The organism is Variovorax sp. PCZ-1, assembly GCF_018413605.1.
In the GTDB taxonomy this organism is placed as follows: Bacteria; Pseudomonadota; Gammaproteobacteria; order Burkholderiales; family Burkholderiaceae_C; genus JANMDU01.
The window spans coordinates 83,452-101,607 of record NZ_JAHCDN010000004.1; the positions used below are offsets into that span (position 1 = coordinate 83,452).

17 protein-coding genes are annotated in these 18,156 nt (G+C 54.2%); 7 read left to right on the forward strand and 10 right to left on the reverse strand.

The genetic code is table 11. The annotated features are described in order from the left end of the window. Positions 1–12: 12 nt before the first annotated feature. From pyrC to purB, 9 genes are all read right to left on the reverse strand, one after another. On the reverse strand, positions 13–1,044 hold the full coding sequence (pyrC, locus tag KIH26_RS15390; RefSeq protein WP_213446576.1) for a dihydroorotase: 1,032 nt from the start codon (positions 1,042–1,044) through the stop codon (positions 13–15). 76 nt (positions 1,045–1,120) lie between these two features. After that, the gene (locus KIH26_RS15395) at positions 1,121–1,858 is read right to left on the reverse strand and encodes an amino acid ABC transporter ATP-binding protein (protein ID WP_213446577.1); all 738 of its coding nucleotides are present in this window, start codon (positions 1,856–1,858) and stop codon (positions 1,121–1,123) included. 29 nt (positions 1,859–1,887) lie between these two features. Next, the gene (locus KIH26_RS15400; RefSeq protein WP_213446578.1) at positions 1,888–2,556 is read right to left on the reverse strand and encodes an amino acid ABC transporter permease; all 669 of its coding nucleotides are present in this window, start codon (positions 2,554–2,556) and stop codon (positions 1,888–1,890) included. Between the two features lie 2 nt (positions 2,557–2,558). Further along, positions 2,559–3,317 (reverse strand): amino acid ABC transporter permease, encoded by a 759-nt coding sequence (locus KIH26_RS15405; RefSeq protein WP_213446579.1) that lies wholly within the window; start codon positions 3,315–3,317, stop codon positions 2,559–2,561. 153 nt (positions 3,318–3,470) lie between these two features. Continuing rightward, positions 3,471–4,370: an amino acid ABC transporter substrate-binding protein gene (locus KIH26_RS15410; RefSeq protein ID WP_213446580.1), complete on the reverse strand. Its 900-nt coding sequence runs from the start codon at positions 4,368–4,370 to the stop codon at positions 3,471–3,473. A 134-nt stretch (positions 4,371–4,504) separates the two neighbouring features. Next, entirely contained in the window at positions 4,505–5,407 is a 903-nt protein-coding gene (locus KIH26_RS15415; protein WP_213446581.1) for an amino acid ABC transporter substrate-binding protein, read from the reverse strand. A gap of 99 nt (positions 5,408–5,506) precedes the next feature. Next, complete coding sequence (locus KIH26_RS15420) at positions 5,507–6,955, reverse strand: aspartate ammonia-lyase (protein ID WP_249661435.1); 1,449 nt, start codon at positions 6,953–6,955, stop codon at positions 5,507–5,509. A gap of 151 nt (positions 6,956–7,106) precedes the next feature. Next, positions 7,107–8,099 carry a LysR substrate-binding domain-containing protein gene (locus KIH26_RS15425; RefSeq protein WP_213446582.1) on the reverse strand — a complete coding sequence of 331 codons (993 nt, stop codon included), beginning with the start codon at positions 8,097–8,099 and terminating at the stop codon, positions 7,107–7,109. A gap of 114 nt (positions 8,100–8,213) precedes the next feature. Further along, the gene (gene purB, locus KIH26_RS15430) at positions 8,214–9,611 is read right to left on the reverse strand and encodes an adenylosuccinate lyase (RefSeq protein WP_213446583.1); all 1,398 of its coding nucleotides are present in this window, start codon (positions 9,609–9,611) and stop codon (positions 8,214–8,216) included. Between the two features lie 320 nt (positions 9,612–9,931). On the opposite strand from purB, the gene KIH26_RS15435 reads away from it, so the two are divergent. Together KIH26_RS15435 and KIH26_RS15440 are read left to right on the forward strand one after the other, a co-directional pair. Next, complete coding sequence (locus KIH26_RS15435; RefSeq protein WP_213446584.1) at positions 9,932–10,912, forward strand: fasciclin domain-containing protein; 981 nt, start codon at positions 9,932–9,934, stop codon at positions 10,910–10,912. Positions 10,913–10,971: 59 nt separating this feature from the next. Continuing rightward, entirely contained in the window at positions 10,972–11,427 is a 456-nt protein-coding gene (locus KIH26_RS15440) for a fasciclin domain-containing protein (protein WP_213446585.1), read from the forward strand. Between the two features lie 49 nt (positions 11,428–11,476). Here KIH26_RS15440 and KIH26_RS15445 read toward each other — a convergent pair whose 3' ends face one another. After that, entirely contained in the window at positions 11,477–12,394 is a 918-nt protein-coding gene (locus KIH26_RS15445; protein WP_213446586.1) for a LysR family transcriptional regulator ArgP, read from the reverse strand. Positions 12,395–12,471: 77 nt separating this feature from the next. On the opposite strand from KIH26_RS15445, the gene KIH26_RS15450 reads away from it, so the two are divergent. From KIH26_RS15450 to KIH26_RS15470, 5 genes are all read left to right on the forward strand, one after another. After that, entirely contained in the window at positions 12,472–13,773 is a 1,302-nt protein-coding gene (locus KIH26_RS15450; protein WP_213446587.1) for a D-amino acid dehydrogenase, read from the forward strand. Positions 13,774–13,875: 102 nt separating this feature from the next. Further along, positions 13,876–14,295, forward strand: coding sequence for a BLUF domain-containing protein (locus KIH26_RS15455; RefSeq protein ID WP_213446588.1), 420 nt, complete (start codon positions 13,876–13,878; stop codon positions 14,293–14,295). 109 nt (positions 14,296–14,404) lie between these two features. After that, complete coding sequence (locus tag KIH26_RS15460; RefSeq protein ID WP_213446589.1) at positions 14,405–17,272, forward strand: class I SAM-dependent DNA methyltransferase; 2,868 nt, start codon at positions 14,405–14,407, stop codon at positions 17,270–17,272. Between the two features lie 67 nt (positions 17,273–17,339). Further along, positions 17,340–17,717, forward strand: coding sequence for a hypothetical protein (locus KIH26_RS15465; RefSeq protein WP_213446590.1), 378 nt, complete (start codon positions 17,340–17,342; stop codon positions 17,715–17,717). Between the two features lie 110 nt (positions 17,718–17,827). Further along, on the forward strand, positions 17,828–18,121 hold the full coding sequence (locus KIH26_RS15470; RefSeq protein ID WP_213446591.1) for an ADP-ribosyl-(dinitrogen reductase) hydrolase: 294 nt from the start codon (positions 17,828–17,830) through the stop codon (positions 18,119–18,121). The last annotated feature ends 35 nt before the right edge of the window (positions 18,122–18,156 follow it).

Below are 18,156 nucleotides of genomic sequence, written 5' to 3' on the forward strand. Positions count from 1 at the left end.
TTAAAAATAGGCTTACGCCAATTTCCAAGCCAACTCCTCGCCACCGCGCAGAGGTTTGACCTCCGCATTGCCGAAGGGCAGGCTTTCGGGCAGCGTCCAGGCTTGCTTCTTAAGCGTCACCTTCTCGGTGTTGCGTGGCAAGCCATAAAAATCTGCGCCATTGAAAGAAGCGAAGGCTTCTAATCTTTGTAGCGCATTTGCTGCTTCAAAGGCTTCAGCGTAAAGCTCAATCGCGCTTAAGGCGGTGTAGCAGCCCGCGCAGCCACTGGCATGCTCTTTCAAGTGCGCTGGGTGGGGGGCGCTGTCTGTGCCGAGGAAGAATTTGTTTGTTTCGCTGGTCGCAGCTTGCACGAGCGCGATGCGATGCGTCTCACGTTTGAGCACAGGCAAGCAGTAGTAATGCGGGCGGATGCCGCCGAGAAAAATAGCGTTACGGTTGTAGAGCAAATGATGCGCAGTGATCGTGGCGGCGGTGTGCTGATCCGCTTGTGCCACATACTGCGCTGCCTCTTTCGTCGTGATGTGCTCAAACACGATTTTGAGATTTGGAAAGTCTTTGCGCAACGGAATCAACTGCGTGTCGATGAACACCGCTTCACGGTCAAAGAGGTCAATATCACTGCTGGTGACTTCGCCATGCACGAGCAGCAAAATACCTTCGCGCTGCATGGCTTCCAAGGCTTTGTAGGTCTTGCGCAGATCCGTCACGCCAGCATCGCTGTTCGTGGTTGCACCCGCAGGATAGAGCTTCAATGCCACCACGCCTGCATCTTTGGCGCGCTTGATCTCATCAGCTGATGTGTTGTCAGTGAGGTAGAGCGTCATCAAAGGCTCAAACTTCATGCCCGCAGGAACTGCGGCCATGATGCGCTTTTTGTATTCGAGGGCCAACGCAGCCGTCGTCACAGGTGGCTTCAAATTCGGCATCACGATGGCGCGGGCGAACTGCGCAGCGGTATGCGGCACGACGGCCTTGAGCGCATCGCCATCACGCAAATGCAAGTGCCAATCGTCGGGGCGGGTGATCGTTAATTGTTTAGTCATACCCGTATTGTCTCAAACCCGAGCGGGCAGAAAAAAGCCCGGAGCGAATCCGGGCTGATGGCAGAGCGTCGAGCGCTCAATGTGCGAGGATCTTCGACAAGAAATCTTTGGTGCGTGGCTGACGGTTTTCTGGATGATTGAAAAACTCGTCTTTGTTGCAATCTTCCAAAATATTGCCGCCCACATCAATGAAGATCACGCGATTGGCCACTTTGCGGGCAAAGGCCATCTCGTGCGTCACGACCATCATCGTCATGCCCTCATGCGCGAGCTTGACCATCACATCCAGCACCTCGCCCACCATTTCAGGGTCAAGCGCAGAGGTCGGCTCGTCAAACAGCATCACGATCGGATCCATCGACAAAGCGCGAGCAATCGCCACACGCTGCTGCTGGCCGCCGGAGAGCTGGCCAGGGAATTTGTCTTTGTGAGCCATCAGGCCCACGCGATCGAGCATTTTCAGGCCGCGTGTTTTGGCTTCATCGGGCGTACGGCCCAGCACCTTGATTTGCGCAATCGTGAGGTTTTCCGTCACGGATAAGTGTGGAAACAGCTCAAAGTGCTGAAACACCATGCCCACTTTGGAGCGCAGCTTGGGCAGATCCGTTTTGGGATCGTGCACGCCAATGCCATCCACCCAAATTTCGCCTTGCTGAATCGGCTCCAGTGCGTTCACGGTTTTGATCAGCGTGGATTTGCCTGAGCCTGAAGGCCCGCAGACCACGACCACTTCACCTTTGTTGATCTTGGTCGAGCAGTTGTTGAGCACCTGCACCTTGCCATACCATTTGGATGCGTTTTTGATTTCAATCATGTTTGTTCTCCGAATTTTTCAACGAACGATCAGCGAATGATCTGAATTTTTTGCTGCAATCTGCGCGCGGCGTATGACAGCGCCAAGCACATGAAGAAATACACCACGGCTGCCATCAAATAGGCCTCCACGGGGCGGCCATAGTTTTTGCCAGCGGTCTCAAAGCCTTTGAGCATGTCATACGCGCCAATCGCGTATACGAGCGAGGTGTCTTGAAACAAGATGATGGTCTGCGTGAGGAACACCGGCAGCATATTGCGGAAAGCCTGCGGCAAGATCACGATGCGCATGTTTTGCCCATAGGTCATGCCCACGGCCTGACCCGCATGAATCTGCCCGCGCGGGATCGACTGAATGCCTGCGCGCACGATCTCGGAGAAATACGCCGCTTCAAAAGCAATGAAGGTGATCACAGCGCTGGTTTCAGCACCGAGTGGCCGGCCGATGGCAAAGGGAATCAGCAAGAAGAACCAGAGCAACACCATCACGAGAGGAATGGAGCGCATGGTGTTCACATAAGCCGCAGCTGGAATATCCAGCCAAGCTTTGCCAGATAAGCGCATCAAGGCAAGAATAGTGCCGAGCACGATGCCGCCGATGGTGGCCACCACGGTGAGCCAGATACTGAAGATGAAGCCTTTGGTCACAAAAGGACCAATCACGCTCCAGTCAAAAAAGCCAAGGTCTAAATTTCCCATGATCAGTGACCTCCGCCCATGCCGCCAGCGGCCACGAAGCCAGGCACGCGGGATTTCTTCTCAATGAAGCTCATCACACGGTTGACCGAGAAAGCCGAAATCGCATAGAGCAAAGTCACGGCCAAATACATCTGCACTGGCTGAGATGTCTCTTCGCCAGATTGGCGCGCAAAGAAAGTGAGCTCAGCAATAGACACGGCAAACGCGACCGATGAATTCTTGATGATGTTCATCGACTCAGAAGTGAGCGGCGGAATCACGATACGCAGCGCCATCGGCAGCAGCACATAGCGATAGGTTTGCGGTGTGGTGAAGCCAACAGCCATGGCAGCGTAACGCTGGCCGCGCGGCAGCGCCTGAATGCCTGAGCGCACCTGCTCGCTCACGCGCGCGGAGGTGAAAAAGCCCAACGCAATGACCACCAAGATAAATGAGGGCACTGACTTGAGCACTGGAAAGACGGCAGGGATCACAAAATACCAAAGGAAAATCTGCACCAGCAGTGGGATATTACGAAACAGCTCTGTCCATGCATTGGCCAAGCGCGTGAGCCATGGCGAATTGGGCAAGGTGCGCAACGTGCCCATGAGCAAGCCCACAGTCAGCGCCACAATGAGCGCCAGTGCAGAGACAGTCAGCGTCCAGCCCCAAGCCGACAAGATCCAATTCAAATAGGTTTGATCACCACCTTTGCCAAAACAGCCAGCGATCTGCTCGCCCGTCGTGGTCTCTTTGCAGAAGATCTGCCAGTCCCAAGCCATAGTTGCTCCTCGTTATGTATTTGATGGTTGCGATACATCCGTTGTATCACGCCTATTAGAAAAACAAAAGCCCATCACGCATAAAAAAACCCCACCGCCTCAGGCCAGTCACGGCCAGTATTGGGGCAGGGTTTGCAAGAACTGCGCCAAATATTACTTCTTAGCGTAGTCTTCCATTGGCTTGTCGTTAGGCGTTGCCCATGCGGTCTTGGTGCTCTCAGAGAGTGCCAAGCCGACGCGGGTGTTCTTCGGTGGGATTGGCTGCATGAACCACTTGTCCCACAGCTTAGCCATGTCGCCGCTGCGAATCATGCCAGCAATCACGTCATTGCCCAGCTTCTTGAAAGCGGCATCGTCTTTGCGGATCATGATGGCAATGGGCTCGACAGAGAGCACTTCACCAACGATACGGAAATCTGCTGGTGTCTTGGAGGCAGCAATGTTACCAGCCAGAATAGCGCCGTCCATCACGAAAGCATCAGCACGGCCAGTCTCGAGCAGCAAGAAGCTGTCTGCATGGTCTTTACCGAAGACTTCTTTGAAGTCCACACCCGTAGCGCGCTCATTGCGGCGCAGGGTTTGCACAGAGGTTGTACCTGTGGTGGTGGCCACGTTTTTGCCATTGAGCTGGGCGATGCTGGTGATGCCAGAGTTAGCCTTGACAGCAATGCGCACTTCTTCCACGAAAGTGGTGTTCAGGAAGCTCACGTCTTTTTGACGGGTGGCATTGTTGGTGGTGGAGCCGCACTCGATATCCACGGTGCCGTTTTGCACGAGAGGGATACGGTTTTGTGAAGTCACAGCTTGGTATTTCACTTCCAATTTTTTGCCGGCTTGTTTCTCCAGCTCAGCCAAAATACGTGAGCAGATCTCAACGTGGAAGCCCGTGAACTTGCCATCACCCAAGGTGTAGGACAAAGCGCCAGAAGACTCGCGCACACCCATGGTCACCACGCCAGAGGCCTTGACCTTGTCGATGGTGGATTGAGCTTGTGCCATGGCTGCGCCTGCAGCGAGAGCGGTTACGGCCAGAGCCAAGATTTGCTTTTTCATAATTTCTCCTTAGAAACAAAAGCGGGGAAGTAAAACGAGAATTTAAACAACGGGATTGTAAAAAATCGGCTCTGCGGGTTATCCCGCGAGTTGGAGGTTTATACGGGTTTAACTGATGCTTTTCTTGCATAGCCTCAAAACGGTACAACATCTGTGGGGTATTTCCAGAAATCGCGCAGCAAATAACTGACTGGCAAATTCAGCGTGATGCCCTTGGGGGGAATGGCTTGTGTGAACCATTTGTCGTAAATCGGATAAATCTCACGCGTGCGAATCATACGCTTCATCTCTTCATCCACGATCTTTTTGAATTCAGGATCATTCTTTGGCAGTATGATGGCCAAGGGCTCAATCGTGAGGAATTTGCCCACCACCTTGAGAGATTTGGGGTCGGGCCGCGTCGCTGCCAAGCTGAAAAGAATCACATCATCGGTCATGTAAGCAGCAGCTTGATCTTTTTCGACCAAATCAACTGCCTCCGTGTGATCTTTGACCTCGACCAGCTTGACGCCGATCAACCTCTCCTTGTTGGCTGTATCAACGGCTTTTTGCGCCGTGCTGCCCTTGGTCACTGCGATGGTGCGCCCAGCCAAATCTTCAATGCGCTCTACATTGGTGCTGGCCTTGACCAGCATGCGCACGCCGGTGATGAAGTGGGGCACGGTGAACGAGACTTTTTCGCGGCGTTCTTTGTTATTGGTGGTGCCGCCGCACTCCATGTCTGCCTTGCCTTGAGCGATGGTGTCGATTCGGCTGGCCGGCGTGACGGCCAAGAAGCTCAGAGGCACAGTTTTTATCCCCAACTTAGTGCCCACAGTCTGCGCCAATTTCATGCACAGATCGACGGCATAGCCCACAGGTTTTTTGTTGGCATCGAAGTAAGAAAACGGCACAGATGCCTCTCGATGCGCGATCACAATCGCGCCGCCTGATTTCACACGGTCAAGCACAGGGCCGCTTTGCGCCCAAGCAGGGCTGTGGCTTAAAGCGAGCGTGGCGATTGAAATAAAAATACGATTCAATGAGAGGAGTTTCATAGATACAAACAAGAAATGCAGCCCGTTTCAATTACAAGAAACATGCCAGCCATGAGAGAGTTCACAGATGCGCTCTGCTGAACGACTGAGCGCTTGAGCTTAGGCTGCCAGGCGCAGAGGTTGCGTGAGTTTGTCTGGCACAAGCAGCGCTTCCATTTGCGCCTTGGTCAGAATGCCCAAAGACTCAGCGACCTCATCAATCGGTTGCCCCGTGGCAATCGCTGTTTTGGCAATCAGCGCTGCTTTCTCGTAGCCAATGATGGGATTGAGAGCGGTAACGAGCGTGACGGATTCGCGCACGCGCTTGGCGAGCAATTCGCGGTTGGGCTCAATACCTGCAACGCAATTGGCTTGCAAAGTGAGGCAGGCTTGTGAGAGATGCTCGATGCTCTTGAACAAGCTCCAGCCCATGATCGGCTCAAAAGCATTGAGCTGCAATTGGCCAGCTTCAGAAGCCATGGTGATCGTCATGTCGTTACCAATCACTTCAAAAGCCACTTGGTTCATCACCTCTGGAATCACAGGATTCACTTTGCCCGGCATGATGGAGCTGCCCGCTTGGCGAGCTGGCAATTTGATATCCCCAAAGCCTGCTTGCGGGCCGCTGGAGAGCAAGCGCAGATCGTTGCAGATTTTGCTGAGCTTGCAGGCAATGCGTTTGAGCACGCCCGAGAGCTGTACGAAAGCGCCAGTGTCTTGCGTGGCTTCCACCAAGTTGAAGGCTTTCTTGACAGGGATTTTGCTTTCTTCGGCAAGGTAGGCGCAGGCCATATCGGCATAGCCTGCAGGTGCGTTGATACCTGTGCCAATCGCGGTCGCACCAAGGTTGATTTCTTCGATCAAGGCGCGGGCTTCACGCAGTCGCTGCACATCTTCCTCGATCATGACGGCATAGGTTGAGAACTCTTGCCCCAGAGTCATGGGCACAGCATCTTGTAGCTGCGTGCGGCCAATCTTGAGAATGTCTTTGAACTCATCAGCCTTCAAAGCAAAACCGCGCTGCAAGGTTTCCATCGATCCAAGCAGGCGGTCAATTCCTGTCCACAGCGCGATGCGCACGGCGGTGGGATAGACATCATTGGTGCTTTGTGAAGCGTTCACGTGGTCATTGGGGTGAAGCACGTCATAGCGGCCTTTCTCGAAGCCGAGTTTTTCGAGTGCGACGTTGGCAATCACCTCGTTGGCATTCATATTCGTGGATGTGCCCGCGCCGCCTTGAATCACATCCACCACGAATTGCTCTTTGAAATTTCCAGCGATCAGTTCGTTGCAAGCCAAAATGATCGCGGCCGTGCGCTTGCGATCTAGCGCGCCCAAATCCGCATTGGCACGCGCTGCAGCTTTTTTCACAAAACCAAAAGCGCGGATCAAATCTGGCATGGCCGAGATCGGCGTGCCAGAGATCGGAAAATTCTCCAATGCGCGGGCCGTATGCACGCCCCAATAGGCTTGCGCGGGGATCTGCTTTTCACCCAGAAAATCATGTTCTGCGCGTGTGAGAGCAATTTTTGCTGCCTCTTGAGCAGCTTGCATGGCGGTGGTGTTCATTCGCTTCAATCTTGATCCACCCGATGGAGTGGTGATGCGGTGAACTGTAAAAACAAGTCGCCTAAAAAGCCAATGCCTTTTGCAAGATCATCGATGCAATTTATTCATAGTTGCCAAATTATGAATAAATCGCATGATTTAATCCTGGTGTTTACCCTGTGGATTTGCCTTTGATTGCCGAGCCCATGCTGGGCTTGTTGGTATCGACCAAATACTCCCACAGCACTTGCGCCGTGCGCTTCAAAGGGCGCTGGCTTTCGCTCTTGTTTTCCTTCGTCTCGCGCAGGCTGGGCTTCTCGCGGTAGGCGCGGATGTCCATCGTCATTTGCATTTCGCTGCTGGGCACATCAGCAGTTACCAAGCGCTTGGCACGCAGCTCTTTTTTCACGGCGCTATGTGGCAAGAAGGCGATGCCATGGCCTTCCAAAGCCATGGCCTTCAAGCCCTCGGCCATATCGGTTTCATACACGCGATCCAAATGCACGGGAAGCGGTGCCGTTTTGAGAATCATATCGACCACTCGCCCGAGATAAGCCCCGGGTGCATAACCAAGATAGGGCAGCGGTGTCGCAGATCGGCCTGGCAAACTGAAAATCGGCTGGCCTTGGCTGTCGGCCTGTGAAAAGGGCGCGAGTATTTCGCTGCCCAAACTGATGAATTCATAACGATCTGGATCGAGCTGCAGCGGCTGGGAAGGATGGTGGTAGGCGATCAACAAATCGCAGCTGGCCTCCACCAAGCGCATCGCGGCGTCGTGCGTGTTCAGGGCGATCAGGCGGCTTTTGATCGGGCCAAAGCGTGTGCGCAGCGTGGTCAGCCAGCTTGGAAAGAAGGTGAATGCCAGCGTGTGAGGCACAGCAAACTCAATCACATCTTGCCCGGCCGATGAATGCGCACGCAACATGGCACGCGTCGATTGAAGGCCTTGCAAGGTTTCCAGTGCTTGTGAGTAAAGCGTCTCGCCGGCGGGCGTCAGGCGTGTGGGATAGGAGCTTCTGTCCACCAGATCGGTGCCGGCCCAAGATTCGAGCGACTGAATGCGCCGCGAAAATGCAGGTTGCGTCACGTGCCGCAATTGCGCTGAGCGGCTGAAACTGCGCGTTTCAGCCAAGCTCACAAAGTCTTCAAGCCATTTGGTTTCCATGTGCTGGATTATCTCTGGCGGCTAGTTTATGCAAAATTCGCATTTACCCTGCTATTTAATCAATAGCACTCTGCGCAGATTCTACGCCGGCAAATCCCCGAAATCACTCAAAAATCAAGCCCGCAGCGCCAGCCCCACCGCCATACCCAGATAGCTGCCCGGTGTCATTTGCAGCAGGCGATCTTTGTCTGCTTGTGGAATCTCCAGCGAGCGAATCAGTGCATGCAAATCTTCTTTGCGCACCACTTTGCCGCGCGTGACTTCTTTGAGCTTCTCATACGCACCAGCCACGTTATAACGGCGCATCACGGTTTGAATCGGCTCGGCCAGCACTTCCCAGCTGGCATCCAAATCAGCGGCAAGTGCCTCTTCGTTCAGCTCCAACTTGTTCAAGCCGACCATCAATGATTGATACGCAAGCACCGCATAGCCCAGCGCCACGCCCATGTTGCGCAGCACGGTGCTGTCCGTCAAATCACGCTGCCAACGGGAAATCGGCAACTTCTCTGAGAGGTGGCGCAAGAGCGCATTGGCCAAACCCAAGTTGCCTTCAGCGTTTTCAAAATCAATCGGGTTGACTTTGTGCGGCATGGTGGATGAGCCAATCTCGCCAGCTTTCAAGCGCTGCTTGAAATAACCCAGAGAGATATAGCCCCAGACATCACGAGCGAAATCAATAAGGATCGTATCGGCGCGAGCCACGGCATCAAACAGCTCGGCCATGTAGTCGTGCGGCTCGATCTGGATGCTGTAGGGCTGAAACGTCAGCCCCAAATCTTTCTCGATCACGCGCTGCGAGAAAACTTCCCAATCCACCTCGGGATAGGCCGCCAAATGCGCATTGAAATTGCCCACCGCGCCATTCATCTTCGCCATCAGCTTCACACCCGCAATGCGCTCGCGCGCAGCTGCGAGGCGCACGAGCACGTTGGCGATTTCTTTGCCCACGGTCGTCGGCGTCGCGGTTTGGCCATGCGTGCGGCTGAGCATGGGCACAGCGGCAAACGCTGTCGCCATCTCACGCAGCTTGGTGAGAATTGCATCCAGCGCTGGCAACACGACTTCCGAGCGACTGCTATGCAATTGCAGCGCGTGTGAGGTGTTGTTGATGTCTTCACTGGTGCAAGCGAAGTGCACATACTCAGCAGCTTGCTCCAGTGCGGCATGGCCTTTGAATTGCGCCTTGATCCAATACTCCACCGCCTTCACATCATGGTTGGTCGTCTTCTCAATCTCTTTGATGGCCTGTGCATCGCCTTCCGAGAAATGAGCCACCAGGCCTTGCAGATAAGTGCGCTCGGCAGCGGGTAGCGGTGCGAATTCTGGCAAGCCCGCATCAGACAAAGCAATGAACCAAGCCACCTCCACCTGCACCCGGCGATGCATATACCCGAGCTCACTCATGAGCGGGCGCAGCTGGCTGAGCTTGCCACCGTAGCGGCCATCTAAGGGCGAAAGTGCATTGATGGGGCTCAGAGCGGCGGCGACAGGGGGCTTGGATGTGATGGTCATAAGCCACCGATTTTAAAAGCCCTCAAGCTTGTGGGTGTACACACGCCGCGCAAGCTCCCATCGTGTATCCATTTGAAAACCTCAATCGCTACATTTTCAATAGCACTCTGCGCAACAAATACGCCGTCAACAGGCCAATTTTGTTTAAGTAATAGTTTGCGACGTCGATCAGAATGCATCTCGATGTAACTCATAAGTCAATTAAATTACTGATCGGTAATATTTAAGAATGTTCGGTATATACTCAGCGCCGGAGGGTGCATTCAACCCGCTGCATCTAGCTCAAGAGCATCGCAGCATCTGTTCATGAAAGTACCGCTATGAAACAAACTTTGAGAAGACAATTCCTCAAAACCAGCGCCACATTTGGCGCAGTGGCAGCCAGCTCAGGCCTCTTGGTGGCCTGCGGTGGAAGCGATGATCCAGTGGCACCAGCTGCCAAGAACATCGTAGAGACTGCGCAAGCCACACCAAGCTTAAGTATCTTGGTCGAAGCCGTGATTGCGGCCAATCTCACCGGCGCCCTCTCAGCCCCCGGCACCTTGACCGTATTTGCGCCGACGAATGATGCCTTCACAGCCTTGCTCGGCGAGTTGGGCTTGACCAAAGCACAACTCTTGGCCAATACCGGCTTACTCACCAAAGTGCTGCAGTATCACGTGCTGGGTGCGACGGTGAAGAAAGCCAACATCCCATTGGGCAAAGCAATTGATCCCATCGTTCCCGGCACACAAGACGTGTTCAAAATCGATGCGGTCGGCGCAAATGTGGTCATTACCGATGGCCGCAACCGCAAATCCAACATCACAGCCACAGATATTTCAGCCAGCAACGGCGTGGTTCATGTGATCGACAAGGTGATCTTGCCTGCAGATAAAGATATTGTCACCACTGCGCAATCCGTGCCAGACTTCAGCATCTTGGTAGAAGCAGTGGTTGCTGCCGGTCTTGTGCCAACCTTGCAAGGCACAGGCCCCTTCACGGTATTTGCACCGACCAATGCCGCCTTCGCTGCGGCACTTTCTGAGCTCAATCTCACCAAAGCTCAACTTCTTGGCGATATCCCGCGTCTGACCAAAATCTTGACGTATCACGTTGTCTCTGGCCGTGTGCTCAAAGCAGATGTGCCTGTTGGCGCGCCGATCACCACAGTTCAAACCGAGACCTTCAGCGTGAGCGCTGCATTGGCCATCACCGATCAAGAAAATCGCGTCTCGAACATCACGGCTACCGATGTACTCACGACCAATGGCGTGATCCACACCATCGACAAGGTCATCCTGCCCAACATTCTGCCTTGATGGCAACTCTTTTCTCTCTCGTTTCTTCAACCCCGCTTCAACATTTGAAAGGAAGCACCATGAAAAAATCCCTCATCGCTCTCACATTGGGCTTTGGCGTCTCCATGAGCGCTTTTGCGCAAGATATTGTGGATGTCGCATCCAAAGCTGGCACCTTCAAAACCTTGGTGGCCGCAGTGCAAGCTGCTGGCTTGGTGGACACCTTGAAAGGCCCAGGCCCATTCACCGTGTTTGCGCCTAGCGACGAAGCATTCGCCAAGATCCCTAAAGACAAGCTGGATGCTTTGATCAAAGACAAAGCCGCTTTGACCAAGGTGCTGACCTATCACGTCGTGCCAGGCAAAGTGATGGCCAAAGATGTGAAGGCTGGCAAGGTCAAGACCGTGCAAGGCTCTGAGATCACTGTGGCCACGACGGGTGGTGTGATGGTTGACGGCGCGAAAGTGGTCGCTACCGATGTGGCCGCAACCAATGGTGTGATCCATGTGATCGACACTGTGATCATGCCCAAGTAATTCTTGGCTGCATTGACCCAGCTGCCTGCTCTCAAGCAGGCAGCTTTTTTTATTTCAAAAGTCGCTTAGCGCTGCTTTGAATCGCATGCGTCAAGCTATCGAGCACCTCTGATTCCAAATTCCAGCAATGCCAATACAGCTGCACTGGCAGCGAGAATTGCGGCAAGAGATGCACCAGCTCACCTGAATCAATCGCGCTCTGAACCAACATCTGCGGCAGTACGCTCACGCCCCAGCCATCGCGCACCGCACGCAACTGCGCCTGCGTGCTCGGTACAAAGAGCTGCTGCAAACCCACGCGCTTCAAGCCAAACGCCTTGGCCACGAATTCGGTTTGCATATCGTCTTTGCGGTTGAAGGCGATGAAGGGGATATCTTTGAGATGATGTGCAGTCAAAGATTTTTTATGATCAAAACCCTTGTTCGCCGGCATAGAATCTGCGCAAACAGCTATGTAATTCATAGCACCTAAGGGCACCACCTTGCAACCACGCAGCGCGGCTTTGAGCGTCGTCACGCAGCCGAGCACCTGCCCGCCACGCAGCCATTCCTGGGTGAAATCCTGATCGTCGGTGATGATCTCCAGCGGCAAACCCTCGCGCACCAACTCACCCAAAGCATCCAGCGCCCAAGTGGCAATGCTGTCGGCATTGATCGCTATGGCTACGCGCTCGTCTTCTCGTGTGCCGCCGCTGCTCGATGGCGCCAGCTCCTTCATATCGCGCTCCAAATCAGCGCGCAGCAAGCGCATTTGTTTGGTGTGCTTCAAAAGCAATTGCCCAGCCGCTGTGGCTTTGAGTGGCCGGCTGCGCACGATCAACACCGTGCCCACTTGCGCCTCCAGCGAACGCAGGCGCTGCGAGACTGCCGATTGCGTGATCGACAAACGCACCGCCGCCCTCTCAAAACCGCCCTCTTCCACAATCGCGGCCAAGCATTCCAAAGCATCGGGATCAAAGGTGCTCATTATTAGGTTTTCTAATGTTAATCCGAAGAGTTTAATTTCACTGTTATTACAAGTCAATATCTGGCACAGTGGCGAGCATGAAAGTTTTAGTTCTCGGCGCAGGCATCATCGGTGTGAGCACAGCATGGCATTTGTTGCAAAACGGCCATGAGGTCACGCTCGTGGATCGGCAGGAGGAAGCCGCGAGCGAGACGAGTTTTGCCAATGCTGCGCAAATCTCGGTGAGCTACTGCGAGCCTTGGGCGAATAAAGACGCGCCGCTCAAAGCGCTGAAGTGGATGTTTTCTGACGAAGCGCCCTTGCTGTTTCGCCCCCAGTTTCCGCTGGGCAAAGGCTGGCATCAATACCGCTGGGGTTTGGAATTTTTAGCCAACTGCAACGATAGGGCTTTTGAACGCAATGTGGCGCAGATCGTGGCGCTGGGCAGCTACAGCCATGCCGCGCTCAAAGATGTCGTGGCGCAAACCGGCATGGATTACAACCGCCTGCAAAAAGGCATTGCCCATATCTTCACCGATGAACGCGCCTTTGCAGCCGCTGAAGATGCCGCTGAGCTGATGCGCCGCCATGGTGTGCAACGCGAAGTGGTCAGTACACACAAATTGCTGCGCATTGAGCCCGCCTTCAAAAGCTTTGCCTCGCGCATCGTGGGCGGCACTTACACCGCCAGCGACGAATCTGGCGATGCGCGCGAGTTCACACGCCAGCTCGCTGAGCGCTGCGGTGAACTGGGCGCACAACTCTTGTTTGGTCATGATGTGCTGAGCATGCACAAGCTTGGTAACGCTATTGATTCAGTAGCACTTCGCGCAAGATCGACGGGCGTGGAGCGCACAATTCATGCAGATGCTGTGGTCGTCGCTTGTGGTAGTTATTCCGCGCCGCTGCTGCGCACCGTGGGTGTGAATCTCCCCGTCTATCCCGGCAAAGGTTATAGCGTCACGCTGCCACTCTTAAAGCCCGAGCTCGCGCCACAAGTCTCAACGATTGACGACGAAAAGAAAATCGCCATGACGCGCTTGGGCAACTATCTGCGTGTCGCCGGCACGATTGAAGTCGGCGGCTACGATCTCTCGCTCGATTCGCCACTTGCTCAAAAGCGCTGCGAAATGCTTTTGAAGCGCATCGAAACCATCCTCCCTGGCGTGGCCGACACCCGCACACCCGCGCAAGGCGGCAACCCGCAATACTGGTGCGGCCTGCGCCCCGCCACGCCCACCAACATCCCCTTCATCGGCAAAACCAAGGTCAACAAACTCTGGGTCAACACCGGCCACGGCACACTCGGCTGGACACACGGCGCAGGCTCAGGCAAAGCGATTGCTGAGCTCATCTCGGGGCGAAAGCCTGAAATGGCGTTTGATTGCTTAGGCAGTTGACGGTCTAGCTGAAGCCCTGGGCTGCGAATGGGCGCTATGCCCTTACAAGCAGTCACAGCTTAGGCCTTATGGGAAGATTTCGGCATGTAAGGACACTCCAACATGCTCATCCAACTCACCTACGCCAGCCGCATCTCTGCCGCCTTCACCAACACCGATTTAGCCAAAATTCTCGCCGCTTCCCAGCGCAACAATGCCCGCGTCGGCGTCACGGGTGCATTGTGCCTCGCCAATGGCATCTTCTTGCAACAGCTCGAAGGCGACCGAGCTGAAGTCAACCGCCTGTATCACCACATCTTGGCCGATACGCGCCACCGCGAGCCCGCCGTGCTGGATTTTGCAGAAATCCCCAGCCGCCGCTTCACCACCTGGGCGATGGGCTCGCTCGCCCCGCTCGACACCAATCGCCACATCTTTCTCAAATACTCCCGCTCCGCCAGCTTCGATCCCTATGGCATGAGCGCCACCACCTTGCAAGCCTTTTTCAGCGAATTATTGGCCAATGGTGAATGGATCGTGTGATCGCGTGATATTTCGGCATTTTTAGGCCGAAATCGGCACATCGCCGGCATAGAATCTGCGCAAGCTGCTATTATTTTCATAGTTAGCAACACTATCAAGCGAGACATGCATGCCCCTGAGCTGGAGTGAGATTCGAGATCGCGCCGTCGCCTTCAGCCGCGAATACCGCGAAGCGCAGAGCGAGAAATCGCTCTCGCAGCAATTCTGGCGAGATTTTTTCCAAGTGTTTGGCGTAGATGCCAAGCGCGTTGCCAGCTATGAGCAGCAGGTGAAACTCGCCAAAGCCGGCGGCACATTCAGCAACGGCTGGATTGATGTGTTCTGGCGCGGCAAGCTCTTGATCGAGATGAAAAGCGCTGGGCAAAACCTAGACCGCGCTTTCGGCCAAGCTCTGCAATATTTTGACAATCTGCCCGAGCGCGATTTGCCGCGCTTCATCCTCGTTTGCGATTTCCAGCAATTTCGCCTCTTTGATTTGGAAACCAATCAAGAGCATCGCTTCAAGCTCTCGGAATTATCCAAACACATCAAGCTCTTCGGCTTCATCCCCGGTTATCAGGTGCAAACCATTGCGCCGCAAGATCCGGTCAACATCAAAGCCGTGCGCCGCCTGCGCGATCTGCATGATGCGCTGCGCAAAAACGGATATGAAGGCCACGATCTGCGCGTCTTCCTCGTGCGCATCTTGTTCTGCCTCTTTGCCGATGACACCGGCATCTTCCAGCCCGCAGGCCGATTCAAAGAACTGCTCGATCAACTCACCGACCCTGCCGAGGTAGGCCGCCAGCTCACCGAGCTCTTTGAAATCCTCAACACGCCGGAAGACAAGCGCCAAAAGGCTCACGCTGAGAATTACGCTGGCTTTCGCTACATCAACGGCAAGCTCTTCGCCGAGCGCATCTCTACGCCCGCGCTTGATCACGCCGCGCGCGAGGCCTTGCTGGAAGCCGCCGCCCTCGATTGGAGCGCGATCAGCCCCGCCATCTTCGGCGCGATGTTTCAGGACGTGATGTCTGGGGCAGAGCGCCGCGACATTGGGGCGCACTACACCAGCGAAGAAAACATCCTCAAGCTCATCAAGCCCCTCTTCCTCGATGAGCTCTGGGCGAAATTCCACAAAGTCAAAACCAATCGCAATCGCCTCTTCGATTTCCACAAAAGCCTGCGCCTGCTGCATTTCTTCGATCCTGCCTGCGGCTGCGGCAATTTCTTGGTGATCACTTACCGCGAGCTACGCAAGCTCGAAGCCGAAATCTTGCGCACCGCCTACGCCGATGGCCAGCAAATGCTCGATGTGCATCAGTTCACCACGGTGGATGTGGATCAGTTCTACGGCATCGAAATCGAAGAATTCCCCGCACAAATCGCCCAAGTGGCGCTCTGGCTCACGGATCATCAAATCAACCGCGATTTGAGCGACGAATTCGGCAAATACTTTGACCGCCTGCCGCTCAAAAGCACGCCGCACATTCATCATGGCAATGCCTTGCAGGTGGATTGGGAAGATGTGCTGCCTGCGAGCCAATGCAGCTACATCCTGGGAAATCCGCCATTTGTAGGGAAAAAGGAGCAATCAGCTTCGCAAAAAGCAGATTTAGAACCACTGACACGCGGCATCAAAGGCGCAGGTGTGCTCGATCTGGTATGCGCTTGGTACATCAAAGCTGCTCTTTACATGAAAGCAGCACAAATTCCAAGCAAAAACGAGCTTTCGCCGGCAGAGAATATGCGCGGCCTGCTATCAAATTCATTGCAAGCTGCCTTCGTTTCCACCAATAGCATCACACAAGGCGAGCAAGTAGGCGTGCTCTGGAGTTGGCTTCTCGCGCAAGGCATCGAAATCAGTTTCGCCCACCGCACCTTCAAATGGAACAACGAAGCCTCGGGCAAAGCCGCGGTGCATTGCGTCGTTATAGGCTTTGGTTATGAATGGGGGGGGGTAAAGACGATTTACGAATATGCAAACATCGCTGGCGAGCCCATTGCAAAACTCGCAGCAAACATTTCTCCTTATTTGACGGACACACCCTCTGTGTTGATCGGTAAGCGCGGCGCAGCGATTTGCGCCGTACCTCCCATAGTCTTCGGCAGCAAGGCCGTGGATTTTGGCCATTTCACTTTTGACGAAGCCGAGGCGTCGCAATTCATCGCCATAGAACCCAAGGCGAAAGCTTTCATTCGGGAATTTATTGGCAGCGAAGAGTTTCTCAATAGCAGTAAGCGCTTTTGTCTGTGGCTGAAAGATGCAACACCTGCTGACCTTCGCGCTATGCCAGCCGTTCTCAAGCGTGTGCAGTTGGTCAAGCAAGCGCGCGAGGCCAGTATCAAAGTGCCAACTCAAGAGTCTGCCCACACACCAGCGCTGTTTGGGGAAGACCGCCAACCTAGCAGCGACTATTTGCTCATCCCCAAGGTTTCTTCCGAAAATCGGGATTACGTGCCGCTTGGTTTCTTCGGTGCTGAAGTCATCATCAATCCATCCGTTCTCGTTGTGCCTAATGCCGGTTTGTTTGAATTGGGCATCTTGCAGTCCAAGATGCATATGGCTTGGATGAGTGCTATCTGCGGACGCTTAGAGAGCCGTTTCCAATACTCAGCGCAAATCGTCTACAACAACTTCCCTTGGCCCGTCGAACTCCTGTTTTTAGATGAAAAAGAGCCTCTCGCCGGCATAAAATCTGCGCGAAGTGCTATTGAATCAGGAGCGCAAGCCGTGCTCGACGCGCGCGCCCAGTTCCCTGGCAGCTCACTGGCGGATCTGTACGACCCACTGGCCATGCCGCCCGCCCTGCTCAAAGCGCATCAAAAGCTGGATGCAGCAGTGGACAAAGCCTACGAATTCTCCGGCGGCAAAAAGAGCTACAAAACCGACGCCGAGCGCGTGGCCTTTCTCTTCGAGCTGTATCAGCGCTTAACGAGCCTGCTGCCCACAGAAAAAGCCAAAAAATCAAGCAAAAAGCGGGCTTCGCCGGCATAAGACCTGCGTAGAGTGCTATCAATTTAATACTCATCTAATCTTTGCATTGAGTCTGGACAATTGCCCCATGCCAATCATTGACACCCCTGAAGCCACCGAGCTGAAGTTGATGATGGGAGATTGGGAGAGCTTGTGTACAACGCTAGAAATGGGCTGGATCTCGCCCGGAGCGTATTGCGCGGAGCTCGCGCAGCGCTACTTTTTGGGCGAGATGCTGGAAAAAGCTTTGCGCATGCAGCCTGAAAATAACCTGTGGCAGGCCTTGAGCGAGCGCCTGCACCTTGCAGATGAGCGATTTGAACGCGAAACCGTGCCGGTGAGCTATTGCGTGGTGGACGATTGGCAAAAGCGCTTGGCTGAGAAGGGGGAAGAGGTTTGGTCAAATTGGCCGGTGGGCATGACCAATGTCGAGAAACACAGCTATTTGTTTCGTATTGAGGGCTGAGCGGGGCTGGGTACTCATAGCCTGTAGCAAAACGGGAAATTACTGTGTCCCCCAGCATGATTCGCTTTTGTATATACAATACGCTTTCTTAGAAACCACCGGCTGATGCCATGCGTCTTGATCTCTCCCCGAAAATTCGCCAAAAGCTGGCAGACAAAACGCCCCCCGTCAGCGAGAACGATATTTGGGAATGTTTTGCCAATCGAACGCATGGTTTTTTGATCGATACGAGGGAAGATCATCTGACAGACCCAGTGACTCAGTGGTTTATTTCAGAGAATGATTATGGTCGCCGCTTGAAGATATGTTTCATGCACCAAGCTGACAGGGTGAGTATCAAAACGGCGTATGTGCCGAATGCAGATGAAGAGCGTATATACAAACGAGTGGCACTGCCTCGTTGACATTTGAGCTGCTTGCTTTTTTAAAGTCAAACGAC